Origin of the sequence: Nonomuraea bangladeshensis, assembly GCF_039529455.1 — a bacterium.
GTDB classification, from domain to species: Bacteria; Actinomycetota; Actinomycetes; order Streptosporangiales; family Streptosporangiaceae; genus Nonomuraea; species Nonomuraea bangladeshensis.
Genome location: NZ_BAAAMV010000005.1, coordinates 281,649 through 297,539, shown reverse-complemented (window position 1 = coordinate 297,539; position 15,891 = coordinate 281,649). Strand labels below are relative to the sequence as shown.

The 15,891-nt window shown below is 69.4% G+C and carries 18 protein-coding genes; 16 read left to right on the top strand and 2 right to left on the bottom strand.

Annotated features, from left to right (window positions below; translation table 11 throughout):
- The first annotated feature begins 35 nt into the window (after positions 1 to 35).
- Both ABD292_RS17270 and ABD292_RS17265 read left to right on the top strand, forming a co-directional pair.
- A complete protein-coding gene (locus tag ABD292_RS17270) occupies positions 36 to 1,037 on the top strand; it encodes a hypothetical protein (RefSeq protein WP_344208277.1) in 1,002 nt (333 codons plus the stop codon).
- An 11-nt stretch (positions 1,038 to 1,048) separates the two neighbouring features.
- Positions 1,049 to 1,291 (top strand): hypothetical protein, encoded by a 243-nt coding sequence (locus tag ABD292_RS17265; RefSeq protein ID WP_344208276.1) that lies wholly within the window; start codon positions 1,049 to 1,051, stop codon positions 1,289 to 1,291.
- A 165-nt stretch (positions 1,292 to 1,456) separates the two neighbouring features.
- On the opposite strand, the gene ABD292_RS17260 is transcribed toward ABD292_RS17265, so the two are convergent.
- Positions 1,457 to 1,678, bottom strand: a complete 222-nt coding sequence (locus ABD292_RS17260) for a BldC family transcriptional regulator (protein WP_026214226.1) — start codon at positions 1,676 to 1,678, stop codon at positions 1,457 to 1,459.
- A gap of 257 nt (positions 1,679 to 1,935) precedes the next feature.
- Here ABD292_RS17260 and ABD292_RS17255 point away from each other — a divergent pair, with 257 nt between their 5' ends.
- On the top strand, positions 1,936 to 2,154 hold the full coding sequence (locus ABD292_RS17255; RefSeq protein ID WP_344208275.1) for a DUF4229 domain-containing protein: 219 nt from the start codon (positions 1,936 to 1,938) through the stop codon (positions 2,152 to 2,154).
- Here ABD292_RS17255 and ABD292_RS17250 read toward each other — a convergent pair.
- A complete protein-coding gene (locus ABD292_RS17250; RefSeq protein ID WP_344208274.1) occupies positions 2,151 to 3,293 on the bottom strand; it encodes a hypothetical protein in 1,143 nt (380 codons plus the stop codon). The genes ABD292_RS17255 and ABD292_RS17250 overlap by 4 nt on opposite strands.
- Positions 3,294 to 3,449: 156 nt before the next feature.
- On the opposite strand from ABD292_RS17250, the gene ABD292_RS17245 reads away from it, so the two are divergent.
- The 13 genes from ABD292_RS17245 to nuoK all read left to right on the top strand — a co-directional run bounded on the left by ABD292_RS17245 (position 3,450) and on the right by nuoK (position 15,891).
- On the top strand, positions 3,450 to 4,166 hold the full coding sequence (locus ABD292_RS17245; protein ID WP_344208273.1) for a demethylmenaquinone methyltransferase: 717 nt from the start codon (positions 3,450 to 3,452) through the stop codon (positions 4,164 to 4,166).
- Between the two features lie 234 nt (positions 4,167 to 4,400).
- Complete coding sequence (locus ABD292_RS17240; protein ID WP_344208272.1) at positions 4,401 to 5,654, top strand: geranylgeranyl reductase family protein; 1,254 nt, start codon at positions 4,401 to 4,403, stop codon at positions 5,652 to 5,654.
- 64 nt (positions 5,655 to 5,718) lie between these two features.
- Positions 5,719 to 6,114: an NADH-quinone oxidoreductase subunit A gene (locus ABD292_RS17235; RefSeq protein ID WP_344208271.1), complete on the top strand. Its 396-nt coding sequence runs from the start codon at positions 5,719 to 5,721 to the stop codon at positions 6,112 to 6,114.
- Between the two features lie 2 nt (positions 6,115 to 6,116).
- Positions 6,117 to 6,668 (top strand): NuoB/complex I 20 kDa subunit family protein, encoded by a 552-nt coding sequence (locus ABD292_RS17230; protein ID WP_344208270.1) that lies wholly within the window; start codon positions 6,117 to 6,119, stop codon positions 6,666 to 6,668.
- Entirely contained in the window at positions 6,665 to 7,360 is a 696-nt protein-coding gene (locus tag ABD292_RS17225; protein ID WP_425565106.1) for an NADH-quinone oxidoreductase subunit C, read from the top strand. Before ABD292_RS17230 ends, ABD292_RS17225 begins: the two co-directional genes overlap by 4 nt.
- Positions 7,357 to 8,685 carry an NADH-quinone oxidoreductase subunit D gene (locus ABD292_RS17220; protein ID WP_329586885.1) on the top strand — a complete coding sequence of 443 codons (1,329 nt, stop codon included), beginning with the start codon at positions 7,357 to 7,359 and terminating at the stop codon, positions 8,683 to 8,685. The genes ABD292_RS17225 and ABD292_RS17220 overlap by 4 nt, the downstream gene beginning before the upstream one ends.
- Entirely contained in the window at positions 8,682 to 9,338 is a 657-nt protein-coding gene (gene nuoE / locus ABD292_RS17215) for an NADH-quinone oxidoreductase subunit NuoE (protein ID WP_344208269.1), read from the top strand. The genes ABD292_RS17220 and nuoE overlap by 4 nt, the downstream gene beginning before the upstream one ends.
- The gene (nuoF, locus tag ABD292_RS17210; RefSeq protein WP_344208268.1) at positions 9,335 to 10,624 is read left to right on the top strand and encodes an NADH-quinone oxidoreductase subunit NuoF; all 1,290 of its coding nucleotides are present in this window, start codon (positions 9,335 to 9,337) and stop codon (positions 10,622 to 10,624) included. The genes nuoE and nuoF overlap by 4 nt, the downstream gene beginning before the upstream one ends.
- Positions 10,621 to 12,996 (top strand): NADH-quinone oxidoreductase subunit G, encoded by a 2,376-nt coding sequence (locus tag ABD292_RS17205; RefSeq protein ID WP_344208267.1) that lies wholly within the window; start codon positions 10,621 to 10,623, stop codon positions 12,994 to 12,996. The genes nuoF and ABD292_RS17205 overlap by 4 nt, the downstream gene beginning before the upstream one ends.
- Positions 12,993 to 14,291: an NADH-quinone oxidoreductase subunit NuoH gene (gene nuoH / locus ABD292_RS17200; RefSeq protein WP_344208266.1), complete on the top strand. Its 1,299-nt coding sequence runs from the start codon at positions 12,993 to 12,995 to the stop codon at positions 14,289 to 14,291. The genes ABD292_RS17205 and nuoH overlap by 4 nt, the downstream gene beginning before the upstream one ends.
- Positions 14,278 to 14,793, top strand: a complete 516-nt coding sequence (gene nuoI / locus ABD292_RS17195) for an NADH-quinone oxidoreductase subunit NuoI (RefSeq protein ID WP_344208265.1) — start codon at positions 14,278 to 14,280, stop codon at positions 14,791 to 14,793. Before nuoH ends, nuoI begins: the two co-directional genes overlap by 14 nt.
- Complete coding sequence (locus tag ABD292_RS17190) at positions 14,786 to 15,598, top strand: NADH-quinone oxidoreductase subunit J (RefSeq protein ID WP_344208264.1); 813 nt, start codon at positions 14,786 to 14,788, stop codon at positions 15,596 to 15,598. Before nuoI ends, ABD292_RS17190 begins: the two co-directional genes overlap by 8 nt.
- Positions 15,595 to 15,891 (top strand): NADH-quinone oxidoreductase subunit NuoK, encoded by a 297-nt coding sequence (gene nuoK / locus ABD292_RS17185; RefSeq protein WP_020542667.1) that lies wholly within the window; start codon positions 15,595 to 15,597, stop codon positions 15,889 to 15,891. The genes ABD292_RS17190 and nuoK overlap by 4 nt, the downstream gene beginning before the upstream one ends.

Below are 15,891 nucleotides of genomic sequence, written 5' to 3'. Positions count from 1 at the left end.
GAACCCACGGGGTTCCTCACTCGTTGAGGGGTGCGATGGCCTTTTCTCAGGACAAGGGCCGGCATCGCCGCGGCCGCTGGTGGCGGCGGGGGTCGTACCTCTTCTCCCGTAAGGCCGAGGCGCCGAGCGGCGCGGACCGTTCCTTCTGGTCCGGCGCGCGTGAGAGGCCCGGAGAGGCCCCGGAGGCCCGCGCCGAGGCCAGGAAGCCCGAGGACGCGACGCGAAGCCGCAGGCCGGGCGCTGAGCGGCCGGAACGCCGCTCCTGGCCAGGCGCCGACCAGCGGAGCCCGGACGGCTTCGCCCTCCATGAGCACCATGAGCGCCACGAGCGGCTGTCCGCCGCCGTCGTCGAACGCCCCCGCTACACCTGGGACGACTTCGAGCTCGACGACCGCCCGCCGCGCGCCCGACCGCACCGCCCCGACGCCCCGTCGCTGGGCGACGGCCTGCGCCACTGCGGGAAGCTGGAGTCGATCCTGCACCGCCAGTGGGACGCCCGGCTCGGCCCGCCGCCGCCCGACGTCGTCCGGGCCGTCGAGAGCCTGGCCCGGCTGCCCGACCGGCTCAAGGAGAAGCTGGCGGCCGGCCTGGAGGGCATCTACGTCGGCCCCGGCGGCGTCCCCGACCTCGACGACATGGGCTATTTACGCGGCGCCCCGCTGCCCTCGGGCCGGGCCACCTGGGACATCTGCGCCGGCGCGTACGGCGACCGCAAGATCGTCGTCGGTGACCGCCCCTCGCCGACCCCCGACGTGATGATGCACGAGGTCGGCCACGCCATCGACGACGTCGACTCCGCCTACGGGGCCTGGGTGTCGGACTCGCCGGAGTTCGTCGGCCTCTACGAGAAGGCCCGTCCGATCCTGGCCTCCGCCTTCCACCGGCAGGGCGGCGGGCTCGGCCGCAAGGAGTTCTTCGCCGACGCCTTCGCCGCCATCGCCTCCCGGCAGCGTCCGGCGCTGGTCGACATGCTCGGGGGTGACACGCGGATGGCGCTCGACGTCATGCTGTTCTTCAACCGGCGCTACGGAATCTAGGAGACTCGCTCATGTACGTCATCCGGCTCGCGGACGGCACCGTGCGCGTGCCGCAGAGCCTGGCCAGCGAGGACGGGCGGCTGATCGGCAACGCCTACGCGGAGCTGCGGCCCGGCGATCCGGACTACGAGCGGTGGCTGGCCGAGTCGCTGACGGAGGAGGAGCTGGAGACGCGCCGGGAGCGCTGGCGGGAGGAGAACGACGACCTGGAGCGCGAGTTCCTCGCGTTCAAGGCGCAGCAGGACGACGGCTGAGCCGAGGCCGCGTGTGCGGGGCCGCCGGACAGGCGCCAGCCACGGTCGGCGGTTGGCGCCGCCCCGTGCTTGCCGTACGGAAGTGGGCCGGGAAGCACGCGAACCTCGAGAGGTCCCGCGGGCGGTGACCCTGCAGGATCACAGGATCACCGTCGTGACGGAACGTCAGACGCGCGGGGACTCCCCCGCCGGCCTGTCGGCCGTGAGAACGTCCTCGCCTCGGAGAAGGGCGTGCACTTCCGACTCGCGGAAGCGCCGGTGCCCTCCGGGGGTGCGGATACTGCTGATGCGGCCTGCCGCAGCCCAGCGCGTAACCGTCTTTGGGTCTACCCGGAAGAGGGCGGCAACCTCTCCTGGGGTCAGCAGACGCTCGCTGCTACTCTCCACCAATCTCTCCCCCTCGCATCCCGCTTCCTGCCAGCGGGCGGACAGGTAACCAGTGTGTCGAGCGAAGCCTGATTTATCCGTGGTTTTCGGAGAAGATCACGGGTTGTTATCAGCTGACTGCCCGATTGTTATATGATAGAGCCTCTTTGGGGCTCTCGTGGGTGTTTCTTTACGAAACTCCCTAACTGGGAACAGTAGCAGCGCTCGCGCCCGATGCGAAGAGCGACCGGGGGACAAGCCCGAGTAACCTCGAAGGCGTGCATCCCGTTGTCGTTTACACCGCCTCCCGCATCCTGCTGTTCCTCGTCACGCTCGGCCTCTTGGCGCTGGTCGGTCTGAGAAACCCGCTGGCACTCCTCGTGGCGTCGTTCTTGATCAGCGGAGTGGCCAGCTATGTCCTGCTGTCCAAGCAGCGTGACGCCATGAGCGCGCGAATCAGCGACAGGCTCGACCAGCCGAAGCCGCAGGACGACTAGGGCAGGGGGAACATGCCAATCCGGGCATGGTACTCCCGTCCGAGTCTCGTTGTGTCGCTACCGACAAGTAGTCCGGTGGGTTGCGCGGAAAACGCCTTCACGCCGATGCCGCGCTCCCGGGTGGGATTCCAGCCGAGCGCCATTCCAGTGCTCGGATGAATGGCGCCGATGCCCGGCCGCGCGACCGCGCCGGGGCCGGCCGAGTCGCGTCCCTGCGGATTGTTCAGCCAGCGCTGGTGCCCGCCCACGTACACCGCGGCCCCCGTCACCGCGACCGCGTAGAGCGAGTCGCCGCCGGTCGCGTTGACCCAGGTGGGACGGATGGCCGAGCCCTTGGCGAAGGTCTCGAAACGGGCCGCCGTGTCGCAGATCCCGCCCCTCGGGCCGCCCGTGGTGACCACCACGAAATAGCTGCCGTCGGGGGAGAAGTCGAGGCCGCGCACGTACGACGGGAACGTCTCCGCGCACTTCTGCGCGTAGGCGGCGGTCCGCCACGGCGCGACCCTGGCCACCGGGCCGGTCACGTCGATCAGCCCGAGCTGCGGCCGTGACTGACCGTCGAGCGTGGTGAACGAGCCGTCCACCAGCAGCCGGCCACGGGCGAGCGCGAGCGCGTGCACCTTCACCTTCGGCGTCAGCGGCCCGCCCGGCCTGATGGCGAAGCCGGGGTCGGCGGCGCCCGTGGCGGCGTCGAGCCGGGCCAGCGCCTGACGCGGGCCGGTGAAGTCGCCGCCGACGTAGAGGCTGCCGCCCTGCCGGGCGAGGGTGCTCACCGAGCCGCCGACGAGAGCGGGCGCGAAGCCGGGCACCACGGCGCCGTCGGAGAGCCGGACCTGGGCGAGGCCGCGGGCGCGGGCGTTGTTGACGCTCCAGAACTCGCCGCCGACGTAGACGGTGCCGTCGTCGCCGGCCGCGAGGCCGTACACGGGGCCGGGGACCATCGGGGCGAAGGCCGCCAGGATGCGGCCGGTCGGCAGGTCGAAGGCGAACAGGTTGTCGCGCGCCACGACCACTTTGCGCGCGGCGTCGCTCACCTCGCTGAAGGAGCCGCCGACGACGACCGTGCGGCCGACGACGGCGATGGCGTTGACGATGCCGTCCAGGACATGAGGGGTGTGATCGACCGGGTCGGCCGACACCACGCGGTCCTGTGCGACAGGACCGTGGGCGGCCGTGGCCGAAGCGATGATCGCCGCAAGGGCGACGCGGGCAAACATTCCTCAACAACTAGCAGACCCAGAGTAATGAGAGCGTCACTATCCGTTGATTGTCCCGAAAGCCATAAGCTTTCCCGCATGACGCGCGCTCAGTTGGACAAGCAGCCGGACGAGGTCGCCGCGATGTTCGATCGCACCGCCCGGCGCTACGACCTCGTCAACGACGTGATCTCCCTCGGGCAGGTGAGGCTCTGGCGCAAGGCGGTGGCCGCCGCCGTGGACGCCGGTCCCGGCGAGGTCGTGCTCGACCTGGGCGCGGGCACCGGCACCTCCACCGACACCTTCACCAGGCTCGGCGCCCGCGCCATCGCCTGCGACTTCTCGTTCGGCATGCTGAGCACCGGCGTGCGCCGGCACGGCGGCAACGCGCTGAGCGGCAAGGGGGTGCCGTTCATCGCGGGCGACGCGATGCGGCTGCCGTTCGCCGACGACGCCTTCGACGCGGTGACGATCTCGGTGGCTCTGCGCAACGTCCACGACACCGAGCAGGCGCTGCGCGAGATGCTCCGGGTGACGAGGCCGGGCGGCCGGCTGGTGATCCTGGAGTTCTCGCACGTCACCGTGCCGGCGTTCGACCTGGTCTACCGCGAATATCTCATGCGGCTGCTGCCCAGGGTGGCCAAGGTCGTCGGCTCCAACGACGACTCCTACGAATATCTCGCCGAGTCGATCCGCGCCTGGCCCGACCAGCCCACCCTCGCGGGCGTCATCGGCAGGGCCGGCTGGGAGCGGGTGGCCTGGCGCAATCTGACGATGGGGATCGTGGCGATGCACCGGGCTTTCAAGGCGGTCTGACGGGCCGGCTGACACGAAATTTTCAGGAATAGTGCGGTCGATGGATTTCGTCCCCGTCCATGCCTCGCCGGTCACGCGTGACACGCCAACCCCGAGGATCACAGAACGGGTCCCCGACTGCCACTATGTACCCGAAAAGCAGTAGACTGCGGGCCGACAAGTTTGTGAAGGGGTTCACAAAGGAACGAAGGCGCCATACCCCGAGCCTTCGCGTGTGTAGGACAGGACAGTCCAGTGACCGTGCCACCAGCCACACAGGCTGACGCCGACGTCATCGTCGTCGGCGCCGGTCCCGCCGGTTCCGCAACCGCCTTTTACCTCGCTCAGGCCGGTCTCGACGTGCTGCTCCTGGAGAAGACCAGGTTCCCGCGCGAGAAGGTCTGCGGCGACGGCCTGACCCCCAGGGCGGTCAAGCAGTTGCTGAACATGGGCGTCGACATCGACGCCCCCGGCTGGATCAGGAACAAGGGCCTGCGCGTCGTCGGCGGCGGCCACCGCTTCGAGCTCGACTGGCCGCAGCTCGAACGCTTCCCCGACTTCGGCCTCGTCCGCACCCGGCAGGACTTCGACGAGATCGTCGCCGCCAACGCGGTCAAGAACGGCGTACGCCTGATGGAGGGCGTCACCGTCACCGAGCCCGTGCTCGACGACCGCAGCGGCCACATCGTCGGCGTGCGCACCAAGGACGGGCGCGTCTTCCGCAGCCGCGTGGTCGTCGCCGCCGACGGCAACAGCACCCGGCTCGCGCTCGGGATGGGCCTGCACAAGCGCGACGACCGCCCGATGGGCGTGGCCGTGCGCACCTACTTCCAGAGCCCCCGTCACGACGACGACTACCTGGAGATCTGGCTGGAGCTCTGGGACGAGGACACGCTGCTGCCCGGCTACGGCTGGATCTTCGGCGTCGGCGACGGCACCGCGAACGTCGGGCTCGGGCTGCTCAACACCAGCGCCCAGTTCAAGAACATCGACTACCGCGACCTGCTGCGCCGCTGGTGCAAGGCCATGCCGGCGGACTGGGAGTTCACCGAGGAGAACATGACGGCCCCGATCCGCGGCGCCGCGCTCCCGATGGCCTTCAACCGGCAGCCCCACTACACGCGCGGCCTGCTGCTCGTGGGCGACTCGGGCGGGTCGATCAACCCGTTCAACGGCGAGGGCATCGCCTACGCGATGGAGACCGGCGAGATCGCCGCCGAGGTCATCGCCAAGTCGCTCAAGGGCACCACCCCCGCGCAGCAGGAGCGCACGCTGCGCACCTATCCTCAGACGCTGAAGGACGCCTACGGCGGATACTTCACGCTCGGCCGATGGTTCGTCGAGGCGATCGGGAAGCCGGGAGTTATGAGCTTCGGGACCAGGCACGGACTGCCTCACCCGAGGCTGATGCGCTTCGCCATCAAACTCCTTGGTAATCTCACCGACCGGCGAGGCGATGCGTCAGACCAGATCATCAACGCTCTCTCGAAGGTCGCCCCACCAGCATGAATCCCGCAATCAACAGATCCTGCTGCGCGCCCGCGCGCGCGGCGACTCCAGAGGAGGCGTAGCGATGGACCTTTACGTGCCCATCCTGGTGCTCGCCGTTCTCGCGGGGGGCTTCGCGATCTTCTCGGTCGCCATCGCTCCCTTCACCGGCCCCAAGCGCTGGAACCGCGCCAAGCTTGACGCCTATGAATGCGGCATCGAGCCGACGCCCCAGCCCGTCGGTGGCGGACGGTTCCCGCTCAAGTACATGGTCACCGCGATGCTCTTCATCGTGTTCGACATCGAGATCATCTTCCTCTACCCGTGGGCGGTCTCCTTCGCGCCGCTGCGGAACGACGCGGGCGGAGTGATCATGCCAGGGCTCGGGCTGTTCGCCCTGGTGGAGATGCTCCTGTTCATCGTCACCGTGCTCGTCGCCTACGCGTACGTGTGGCGCCGCAAGGGTCTGGACTGGGACTGAAAATGGGACTTGAAGAGAAACTCCCCAGCGGCTTCATCCTCAGCACCGTCGAGGCGGCCGCCGGATGGGCGCGCAAGAACTCCGTGTGGCCGGCCACCTTCGGCCTCGCCTGTTGCGCCATCGAGCTGATGGCCACCGGTGGCCCCCACTACGACCTGGCGCGCTTCGGCATGGAGCGCGCTTCGGCGTCTCCCCGGCAGGCCGACCTCATGATCGTCGCCGGCCGCGTCTCGCAGAAGATGGCGCCGGTGCTGCGCCAGATCTACGACCAGATGGCCGAGCCCAAGTGGGTCATCGCGATGGGCGTGTGCGCCTCCAGCGGCGGCATGTTCAACAACTACGCGATCGTCCAGGGCGTCGACCACGTCGTGCCGGTCGACATCTACCTGCCCGGCTGCCCGCCGCGGCCCGAGATGCTCATCGACGCCATCGTCAAGCTGCACGACAAGATCCAGAACATGAAGTTCGGCGCGCACCGCGCCAAGCAGATCGACGAGCTCGAACTGCGGGCGCTGCGTACGCTGCCGGTGATCGACCAGGGGGCAGCGAAGTGACCTCGCCCGACAACCTCCCCGAGGTCCCCGACGCGCAGGTGCCCGAGGTGCCGGCGGCCCAGGAGCCGCCGGTCGCCCGGCGCGGCATGTTCGGCGCCCAGGACTCCGGTGACACCTCCGGCTACGGCGGCCTCGTCGTGCGCCGGGCGCCGCAGCTGTCCACGCCCCGCCCGTACGGCGGCTACTTCGACGAGGTCGTCGACGCCCTGGCGCTCGACGACGCGATCGAGCGCGTGGTCGTCGACCGCGGCGAGCTGACCCTGCACGTCAAGCGCGAGCGCATCGTCGAGGTGTGCAGGAAGATGCGCGACGAGCCGACGCTCCGCTTCGAGCTGTCGCTCGGCGTCTCCGGCGTCCACTACCCGCACCTCGCGGGCGAGGAGCTGCACGCCGTCTACCACCTGTGCTCGATCACCCACAACAGGCGGGTGCGGCTTGAGGTCGCCTGCCCGGACGCCGACCCGCACATTCCATCCACGGTCAGCGTTTACCCTGGTCACGACTGGCACGAGCGGGAGACGTACGACTTCTTCGGCATCGTCTTCGACGGCCACCCCGGGCTCACCCGGATCATGATGCCGGACGACTGGGACGGCCACCCGCAGCGCAAGGACTATCCGCTGGGCGGCATCCCGGTGGAATACCGCGGCGCCACCATCCCCGCGCCGGACCGGAGGAGGTACTACTCGTGAGCACGTCCTACGACGAGGCGACAGAGGGCAAGGTCTACTCGGTCAACGGAGCCGACTGGGACCAGGTGGTCACCGGCGTCCGCGACTCCGAGGAAGAGCGGCTGGTCGTCAACATGGGCCCGCAGCACCCGTCCACGCACGGGGTGCTCCGCCTGGTCCTCACGCTCGACGGCGAGACGGTGACCGAGGCGCGCGGCGTCATCGGCTACCTGCACACCGGCATCGAGAAGAACATGGAATACCGGACGTGGACGCAGGGCACCACGTTCGTCACCCGCATGGACTACCTCTCGCCGATCTTCAACGAGACCGCCTACTGCCTGGGCGTCGAGAAGCTGCTCGGCATCACCGACCGCATCCCGCCGCGGGCGCAGGCCATCCGCGTGATGATGATGGAGCTCAACCGCATCGCCTCGCACCTGGTGGCGATGGGCACGTTCGGCATGGAGCTCGGCGCGACCACGCCGTTCCTGTTCGGCTACCGTGACCGCGAGATGGTCATGGACCTGTTCGAGTACATCACCGGTCTGCGCATGAACCACGCCTACGTCCGCCCCGGCGGCGTCAGCGTGGACCTGCCGGCCGGCGCGGTGGACAAGGTCGGCGAGTTCCTGAAGGAGATGCCCAAGCGGATCAAGGACATCCGCAAGCTCCTCGACGAGAACCCCGTCTACGTGCGCCGCACCAAGGACGTGGCCTACCTCGACCTGACCGGCTGCATGGCGCTCGGCGTCACCGGGCCCATCCTGCGGGCCGCCGGCCTCCCGTGGGACCTGCGCAAGTCGCAGCCCTACTGCGGTTACGAGACGTACGAGTTCGAGGTCGCCACCGAGCGCGGCTGCGACGTCTACTCGCGCTACCTCGTCCGCATGAAGGAGATGGAGGAGTCCCTCAAGATCATCGAGCAGGCGCTCGACCGGATCGCCGGTCCCGAGCTCAAGGGCCAGCCCGTGATGATCGAGGACAAGAAGATCGGCTGGCCGGCGCAGCTCGCGCTCGGCCCCGACGGGTTCGGCAACTCGCCCGACCACATCGCCCACATCATGGGCACCTCGATGGAGGCGCTCATCCACCACTTCAAGCTGGTCACCGAGGGCTTCCGGGTGCCGGCCGGGCAGGCGTACGCCAGCATCGAGTCGCCCAAGGGCGAGCTCGGCGCCCACGTGGTGAGCGACGGCGGCACCCGCCCCTACCGCGTGCACTTCCGCGAGCCGTCCTTCTGCAACCTGCAGAGCTTCCCCGCGATGGCGGAGGGCGGCCAGGTCGCCGACGTGATCGCCGCGGTGGCTTCTATCGACCCCGTCATGGGAGGTGTGGACCGGTGACGTACTCGCCGGAAATCCGCGAGCGTCTCGAACGAGACGCCAAGGAGATCATCGGCCGCTACCCGAAGACGCGGTCGGCCCTGCTGCCGCTGCTCCACCTCGTGCAGTCGGAGGACGGCTACGTCTCCGACGACGGCCAGGAGTTCTGCGCCGAGATGCTCGGCATCAGCAAGGCCGAGGTCACGGGCGTCGCGACCTTCTACACCATGTACAAGCGCAAGCCCGCGGGCGACTACCACGTCGGCGTGTGCATCAACGCGCTGTGCGCGGTCATGGGCGGCGACGAGATCTGGGAGCAGCTCTCCGAGCACGTCGGCGTGGGTCACGAGGAGACCACCGGCGACGGCAAGGTCTCCCTGGAGCGGCTGGAGTGCAACGCCGCCTGCGACTTCGCGCCCGTGATGATGGTCAACTGGGAGTTCTTCGACAACCAGACGCCCGAGTCGGCCAAGCAGCTCGTGGACGACCTGCGCGCTGGCAAGGACGTGGCGCCCACGCGCGGCCCGAAGAAGCTGTGCACCTTCAAGGAGGCCTCGCGGGTGCTCGCGGGCCTGCCCGACGACCTGGCGGGCGAGGGCCCGTCGGCCGCCGGCCCCTCCCTTGAGGGCCTGAAGGTGGCCAAGGCCAAAGGATGGAAGGCCCCGGAGGCATGACGACCACGCTGACCCCGGTCCTGACCGCTAACTGGGACCGTCCCGACTCCTACACCCTCGACGCCTACGGCGAGTACGCGGCGGCCAAGAAGGCGCTCGGCATGGACCCCGACGCCGTCATCCAGGCCGTCAAGGACTCCGGCCTGCGCGGCCGCGGCGGCGCGGGCTTCCCCACCGGCATGAAGTGGGGCTTCATCCCGCAGGGCGACGGCAAGCCGCACTACCTCGTCGTCAACGCCGACGAGTCGGAGCCGGGCACCTGCAAGGACATCCCGCTCATGATGGCCAACCCGCACGCGCTGGTCGAGGGGATCATCATCACCTCGTACGCGATCCGGGCCAGCCACGCCTTCATCTACGTGCGGGGCGAGGTGCTGCACGTCATCCGGCGGCTGCACGCGGCCGTGCGGGAGGCGTACGAGAAGGGCTACCTCGGCACCGACATCTTCGGCTCCGGCTTCGACCTGGAGCTGGTCGTGCACAGCGGCGCCGGCGCGTACATCTGCGGCGAGGAGACGGCGCTGCTGGACTCGCTGGAGGGCTTCAGAGGTCAACCTCGGCTCAAGCCCCCGTTCCCCGCCGTGGCGGGCCTCTACGCCTCGCCTACCGTGGTCAACAACGTCGAGTCGATCGCGTCTGTTCCCTCGATCATCGCCAACGGCGCCGAGTGGTTCGCCGGCATGGGCACCGAGAAGTCCAAGGGCTTCGGCATCTTCTCGCTCAGCGGCCACGTGACCAGGCCCGGCCAGTACGAGGCCCCGCTCGGCATCACGCTGCGCGAGCTGCTCGACATGGCGGGCGGCATCAGGGCCGGGCACCAGATCAAGTTCTGGACGCCCGGCGGCTCCTCCACGCCGATCTTCACCGACGAGCACCTCGACGTCCCGCTCGACTTCGAAGGGGTCGGCGCGAAGGGCTCGATGCTCGGCACCCGGGCCCTGCAGATCTTCGACGAGACGACCTGCGTGGTCCGCACCGTGCTGCGGTGGACGGAGTTCTACGCGCACGAGTCGTGCGGCAAGTGCACGCCGTGCCGCGAGGGCACCTACTGGCTCAAGCAGGTGCTGAAGCGCCTGGAGAAGGGCCAGGGCACCGAGGAGGACCTGACCACGATCACCGACATCGCGGACAACATCCTGGGCCGTTCGTTCTGCGCCCTCGGCGACGGCGCGACCAGCCCGATCCACTCCTCGGTGAAGTACTTCCGCGAGGAGTACCTCAAGCACTTCGAGATCGGCGGTTGCCCGTTCGACCCGAAGAAGTCCACTCTCTGGGGTGAGCAGTGACCGTCGTAGAGACCGAAACGAACCTGGTGACCCTGACCATCGACGGGTTCCAGGTCAGTGTCCCCAAGGGCACTCTGATCATCAGGGCCGCCGAGCTGCTGGGCATCCAGATCCCGAGGTTCTGTGACCACCCGCTCCTCGACCCGGCGGCCAACTGCCGCCAGTGCCTGGTCGACATCCCCGACGCGGGCAACGGCCGCGGCTTCCCCAAGCCGCAGCCGTCGTGCGCGATCGAGGTCGCCGAGGGCATGGTCGTGCAGACCCAGCTCACCTCGCCGGTCGCCGAGAAGGCGCAGCGCGCGGCGATGGAGTTCCTGCTGCTCAACCACCCGCTGGACTGCCCGGTCTGCGACAAGGGCGGCGAGTGCCCCCTGCAGAACCAGGCCATGTCCAACGGCCGCGGCGAGTCCCGCTTCCAGGAGCAGAAGCGGACCTTCCCCAAGCCGCTGCCGCTGTCCACGCAGGTGCTGCTGGACCGCGAGCGCTGCGTCCAGTGCGCGCGCTGCATCCGCTTCTCCGACCAGATCGCCGGCGACCCGCTCATCGAGTTCTTCGAGCGCGGGGCCAAGGAGCAGGTGCGCACGGCCGACGGCAAGCCGTTCAACTCCTACTTCTCGGGCAACACCGTGCAGATCTGCCCGGTGGGCGCGCTCACCGGCGCCGCCTACCGGTTCCGGGCCCGCCCGTTCGACCTGGTGTCCACGCCGAGCGCGTGCGAGCACTGCGCCTCCGGGTGCAGCCTGCGCACCGACCACCGGCGCGGCCGCGTCACCCGCCGCCTGGCGGGCAACGACCCCCAGGTCAACGAGGAGTGGAACTGCGACAAGGGCCGCTGGGCGTTCAGCTACGCCACGCAGCCCGACCGGCTCAAGACGCCGCTGGTCCGCAACGAGGAGGGCGTGCTCGTGCCCGCCTCGTGGCCGGAGGCGCTGACGGTCGCCGCGCAGGGCCTCGCCAAGGCCCGCGGCAAGGCCGGCGTGCTGGTCGGCGGCCGGGTCACGGTCGAGGACTCCTACGCCTACGCCAAGTTCGCCCGGCTCGCCCTCGCGAGCAACGACGTCGACTTCCGCGCCAGGCCGCACTCCGCCGAGGAGGCGCAGTTCCTGGCCCACGCGGTCGCCGGCAAGGGCATCGAGATCAGCTACGCCGACCTCGAGAACGCCCCGCACGTGCTGCTCGTCGGGTTCGAGCCCGAGGAGGAGTCGCCGATCGTCTTCCTGCGCCTGCGCAAGGCGGCGCTGAAGAAGGGCCTCAAGGTCTCCTCGATCGCCCCGTTCGCCACTCCTGGCCTGGTCAAGATGGGCGGCGTGCTCGTCCAGACCGCGCCGGGCGCCGAGGCCGACGCCATCGGCGAGCTGGTCGGGCGGCTGCCCGAGGGCACGATCGTGCTGGCCGGCGAGCGCCTGGCCACCACGCCGGGCGCGCTGTCGGCGCTGGTCCGGCTGGCGGGCGCCAGCGGCGCCCGGCTCGCCTGGGTGCCGCGGCGGGCCGGTGAGCGCGGCGCGCTCGAGGCCGGCGCGCTGCCCAACCTGCTGCCGATCGGCCGCCCGGTCGAGGACGAGAGCGCCAGGGCCGAGGTGGCCCGGGTGTGGAACGTCGCCTCGCTGCCCGCCACGCCGGGCCGCGACACGGCCGGCATCCTCGCCGCCGCCCGCGACGGCGAGCTGGACGCGCTGGTCGTGGCGGGTGTGGACCCGTACGACCTGGCCGACCCGGCGGCGGCGCTCGACGCGCTGGAGAACACCCCGTTCATCGTCAGCCTGGAGATCCGCGCCAGCGCCGTCACCGACCGCGCCGACGTGGTCCTGCCGGTCGCCGCCGTCCAGGAGAAGAGCGGCACGTTCGTCAACTGGGAGGGCCGCGGCCGCAGCTTCGACGCGCCCCTCAAGGTCCCCGGCCTGCAGAGCGACCTCGCCGTGATCGCCAACCTGGCCGACCGCATGGACGTGCACCTCGGCCTGCCGGACGCCAAGGCGGTCCGGCGCGAGCTGGCCATCCTCGGCTCCTGGCGTGGCAGCCGGGTGCCCGCGCCGCAGCTCGCCACCCGCGCCCAGGCGGCCCCCGCGGCCGGCCAGGCGCTGCTGGCGACCTGGCACCTGCTGCTCGACGAGGGCAGGCTGCAGGACGGCGAGCCTTACCTGGCGGGCACCGCCCGCCCCGCCGAAGCACTGGTCTCCGCGAGCACGGCCGCCGAGCTGGGCGTCGCGGACGGCGACAAGCTGGTGGTGGGCGGCGACGTCACCCTCCCCGTGCGCGTCGCCGACCTGCCGGACCGCGTGGTCTGGGTGCCGGCGAACTCCGGCGGCTGCTCGGTCACCCGTGACCTGCGCGCGGTGGCCGGCGACATCGTCACCATCGGGAGCGCCTCATGACCCACGTTCTCGCGGCCGATCCCACCCTCGCCGACTTCGGCAAGGACCCGCTGTGGATCACCATCATCAAGGCCGTGATGCTGTTCGTCTTCCTGATGCTGGGCATCCTGTTCGGCGTCTGGTTCGAGCGCAAGCTGATCGCCAGGATGCAGCACCGCTACGGCCCCAACCGGGCCGGGAAGTTCGGCCTCCTTCAGTCCGTCGCCGACGGACTGAAGATGGGCCTGAAGGAGGACCTGTTCCCGCGGACCGTGGACAAGGTGCTCTACCTGCTGGCCCCGGTCATCATGGTGATCCCGGCGTTCCTGGCCTTCTCGATCGTGCCGTTCGCGCCGATGGTCAACCTGTTCGGCGTCCAGACGCCGCTGCAGCTCGTCGACCTGCCGGTGGCGGTGCTGTTCATGCTGGCCATGGGCGCGGTGTCGGTCTACGGCGTGGTGCTGGCCGGCTGGTCGTCGCGCTCGCCTTACGCGCTGCTCGGCGGTCTGCGCTCGGCGGCCCAGGTGGTCTCGTACGAGATCGCGATGGGCCTGTCGTTCGTGGCGGTGTTCATCTTCGCGGGCACGCTGTCCACCTCGGAGATCGTCAAGGCGCAGGCCGAGACCTGGTACGCGGTGCTGCTGATCCCGTCGTTCCTCATCTACGTGGTCTGCATGTTCGGCGAGGCGGCCCGCATCCCGTTCGACCTGCCCGAGGGCGAGGGCGAGCTGGTCGGCGGCTTCCAGACCGAATACTCCTCGTCGCTGAAGTTCGCGCTCATCATGATGGGCGAGTACCTCCACACCTTCACCGCGTCCGCCATCGCCGTGACGCTGTTCCTCGGCGGCTGGCGGGCCCCGCTGCCGATGGAGTGGGAGTGGGCGCACACGGGCTGGATGCCGGCGCTGTGGTTCTTCATCAAGTTCGTGCTGACCTTCTGCTTCATCGTGTGGGTGCGCGCCTCGCTGCCCCGCGTGCGCTACGACCAGCTCATGTCGCTGGGCTGGAAGGTGCTCATCCCGGTCAACCTGGCCTGGATCCTCCTGGTGGCCGCGGTCCGCAACATCGTGGTCAACGAGGACAACAGGATGATCGGGGTCGCGCTGGGCGCGGTCATCGTGGTCGGCGCGCTGGCCATCTGGATGCGGTTCGACACCGTCAACCAGCGGCGCAAGGAGGCCAGGAAGGCCGAGGTCGACGCCGAGTTCGAGCAACTGTCCAACGAGCCCGCGGCAGGTGGCTTCCCGGTGCCGCCGCTCGATCTGCCGCACTACCACGGGGTGCAGCACAAGGAGATTCCCAGTGGGACTAACTGATTGGCTGAACCCCGTCAAGGGCTTCGGGGTCACCTTCCACACGATGTTCAAGAAGCCCGTCACGACCAACTACCCGGAGGTCAAGAAGCCGACGGCGCCGCGCTTCCACGGGCGTCACCAGCTCAACCGCTGGCCGGACGGGCTGGAGAAGTGCGTCGGGTGCGAGCTGTGCGCCTGGGCGTGTCCCGCCGACGCGATCTACGTCGAGGGCGCGGACAACACCGACGAGGAGCGCTTCTCGCCCGGCGAGCGCTACGGGCGCACCTACCAGATCAACTATCTGCGGTGCATCCTGTGCGGTCTCTGCATCGAGGCCTGCCCGACCCGCGCGCTCACCATGACCAACGAGTACGAGCTCGCCGACAGCAGCCGCGAGAGCCTCATCTACACCAAGGAGATGTTGCTCGCGCCGCTGACCCAGGGCATGGAGCAGCCGCCGCACCCCATGCGGCTCGGTGAGACCGAAGAGGACTACTACCGGCTGGGGCGGACCAATGGGTGAGACCATCACGTTCTGGGTGCTCGCCGTCGTCTCGGTCGGTGCGGCACTCGGCATGGTCTTCAACCGGAAGGCCGTCTACTCCGCGCTGATGCTCGGCACGGTGATGCTCAGCCTCGCGGTCCTGTACGCGGTGCAGGACGCGCCGTTCCTGGCCGCGGTGCAGATCATCGTCTACACCGGCGCGATCATGATGCTGTTCCTGTTCGTGCTCATGCTCGTCGGCGTCGACTCCTCCGACTCCTTCGTCGAGACGCTCAAGGGGCAGCGCTTCTGGGCGGTCATCGCGGCGCTCGGCTTCGGCACGCTGATCGTCGTGGCCGTCGGCAACGCGGTCTTCGCCCCGGCGGCCGGCCTCCAGCAGGCCACCGCCGGCGGGAGCGGCTACATCCGCTCGATCGCGCTCGCGCTGTTCACGAAGTACGTCTTCGCCTTCGAGATCACCTCCGCGCTGCTCATCACCGCGGCGCTGGCCGCGATGGTGCTCACGCACCGCGAGCGGCTGTTCGAGAAGCCGACGCAGAAGGACCTGTCCAGGGCCCGCTTCCAGGGCGACCGTCCGTCCCCGCTGCCGGGGCCGGGCACCTACGCCAGGAACAACGCCATCGACATGCCGGCGCTGCTGCCCGACGGGTCGGTGGCCGAGGCCTCCGTCAACCGCTACATCGCCCGCTACGACGTCGAGCACGACCGCCTTCCCGCCGATCCCCGGCTCGCCGAGGCCATCAAGCACACGGCCGAGCAGGACGAGGCGCCCACGGAGGCCGAGCAGGACGCGACCGAGCACGGCAGTGAGGTGACCAAGTGACCACGCACTACCTCGTCCTGTCCGGCCTGCTGTTCGCCATCGGCGCCATGGGCGTGCTGATCAGGCGCAACGCGATCGTGGTGTTCATGTGCGTCGAGCTGATGCTCAACGCCTGCAACCTCGCCTTCGTCACCTTCTCCAGGCAGGTCGGCAACCTGGAAGGCCAGATCATCGCGTTCTTCGTGATGGTGGTGGCCGCGGCCGAGGTCGTCGTCGGCCTGGCCATCATCGTGACGATCTTCCGAACCCGCAGGTCCGCGTCCGTCGACGACGCCAACCTGCTGAAGTACTAA

Bases quoted from the DNA above. Each gene is read 5' to 3' on its own strand.
- nuoH (WP_344208266.1), top strand. From the start codon at position 12,993: ATGACCCACGTTCTCGCGGCCGATCCCACCCTCGCCGACTTCGGCAAG.
- ABD292_RS17235 (WP_344208271.1), top strand. From the start codon at position 5,719: ATGGACCTTTACGTGCCCATCCTGGTGCTCGCCGTTCTCGCGGGGGGC.
- ABD292_RS17190 (WP_344208264.1), top strand. From the start codon at position 14,786: ATGGGTGAGACCATCACGTTCTGGGTGCTCGCCGTCGTCTCGGTCGGT.
- ABD292_RS17245 (WP_344208273.1), top strand. From the start codon at position 3,450: ATGACGCGCGCTCAGTTGGACAAGCAGCCGGACGAGGTCGCCGCGATG.
- ABD292_RS17230 (WP_344208270.1), top strand. From the start codon at position 6,117: ATGGGACTTGAAGAGAAACTCCCCAGCGGCTTCATCCTCAGCACCGTC.
- ABD292_RS17270 (WP_344208277.1), top strand. From the start codon at position 36: ATGGCCTTTTCTCAGGACAAGGGCCGGCATCGCCGCGGCCGCTGGTGG.
- ABD292_RS17265 (WP_344208276.1), top strand. From the start codon at position 1,049: ATGTACGTCATCCGGCTCGCGGACGGCACCGTGCGCGTGCCGCAGAGC.
- nuoF (WP_344208268.1), top strand. From the start codon at position 9,335: ATGACGACCACGCTGACCCCGGTCCTGACCGCTAACTGGGACCGTCCC.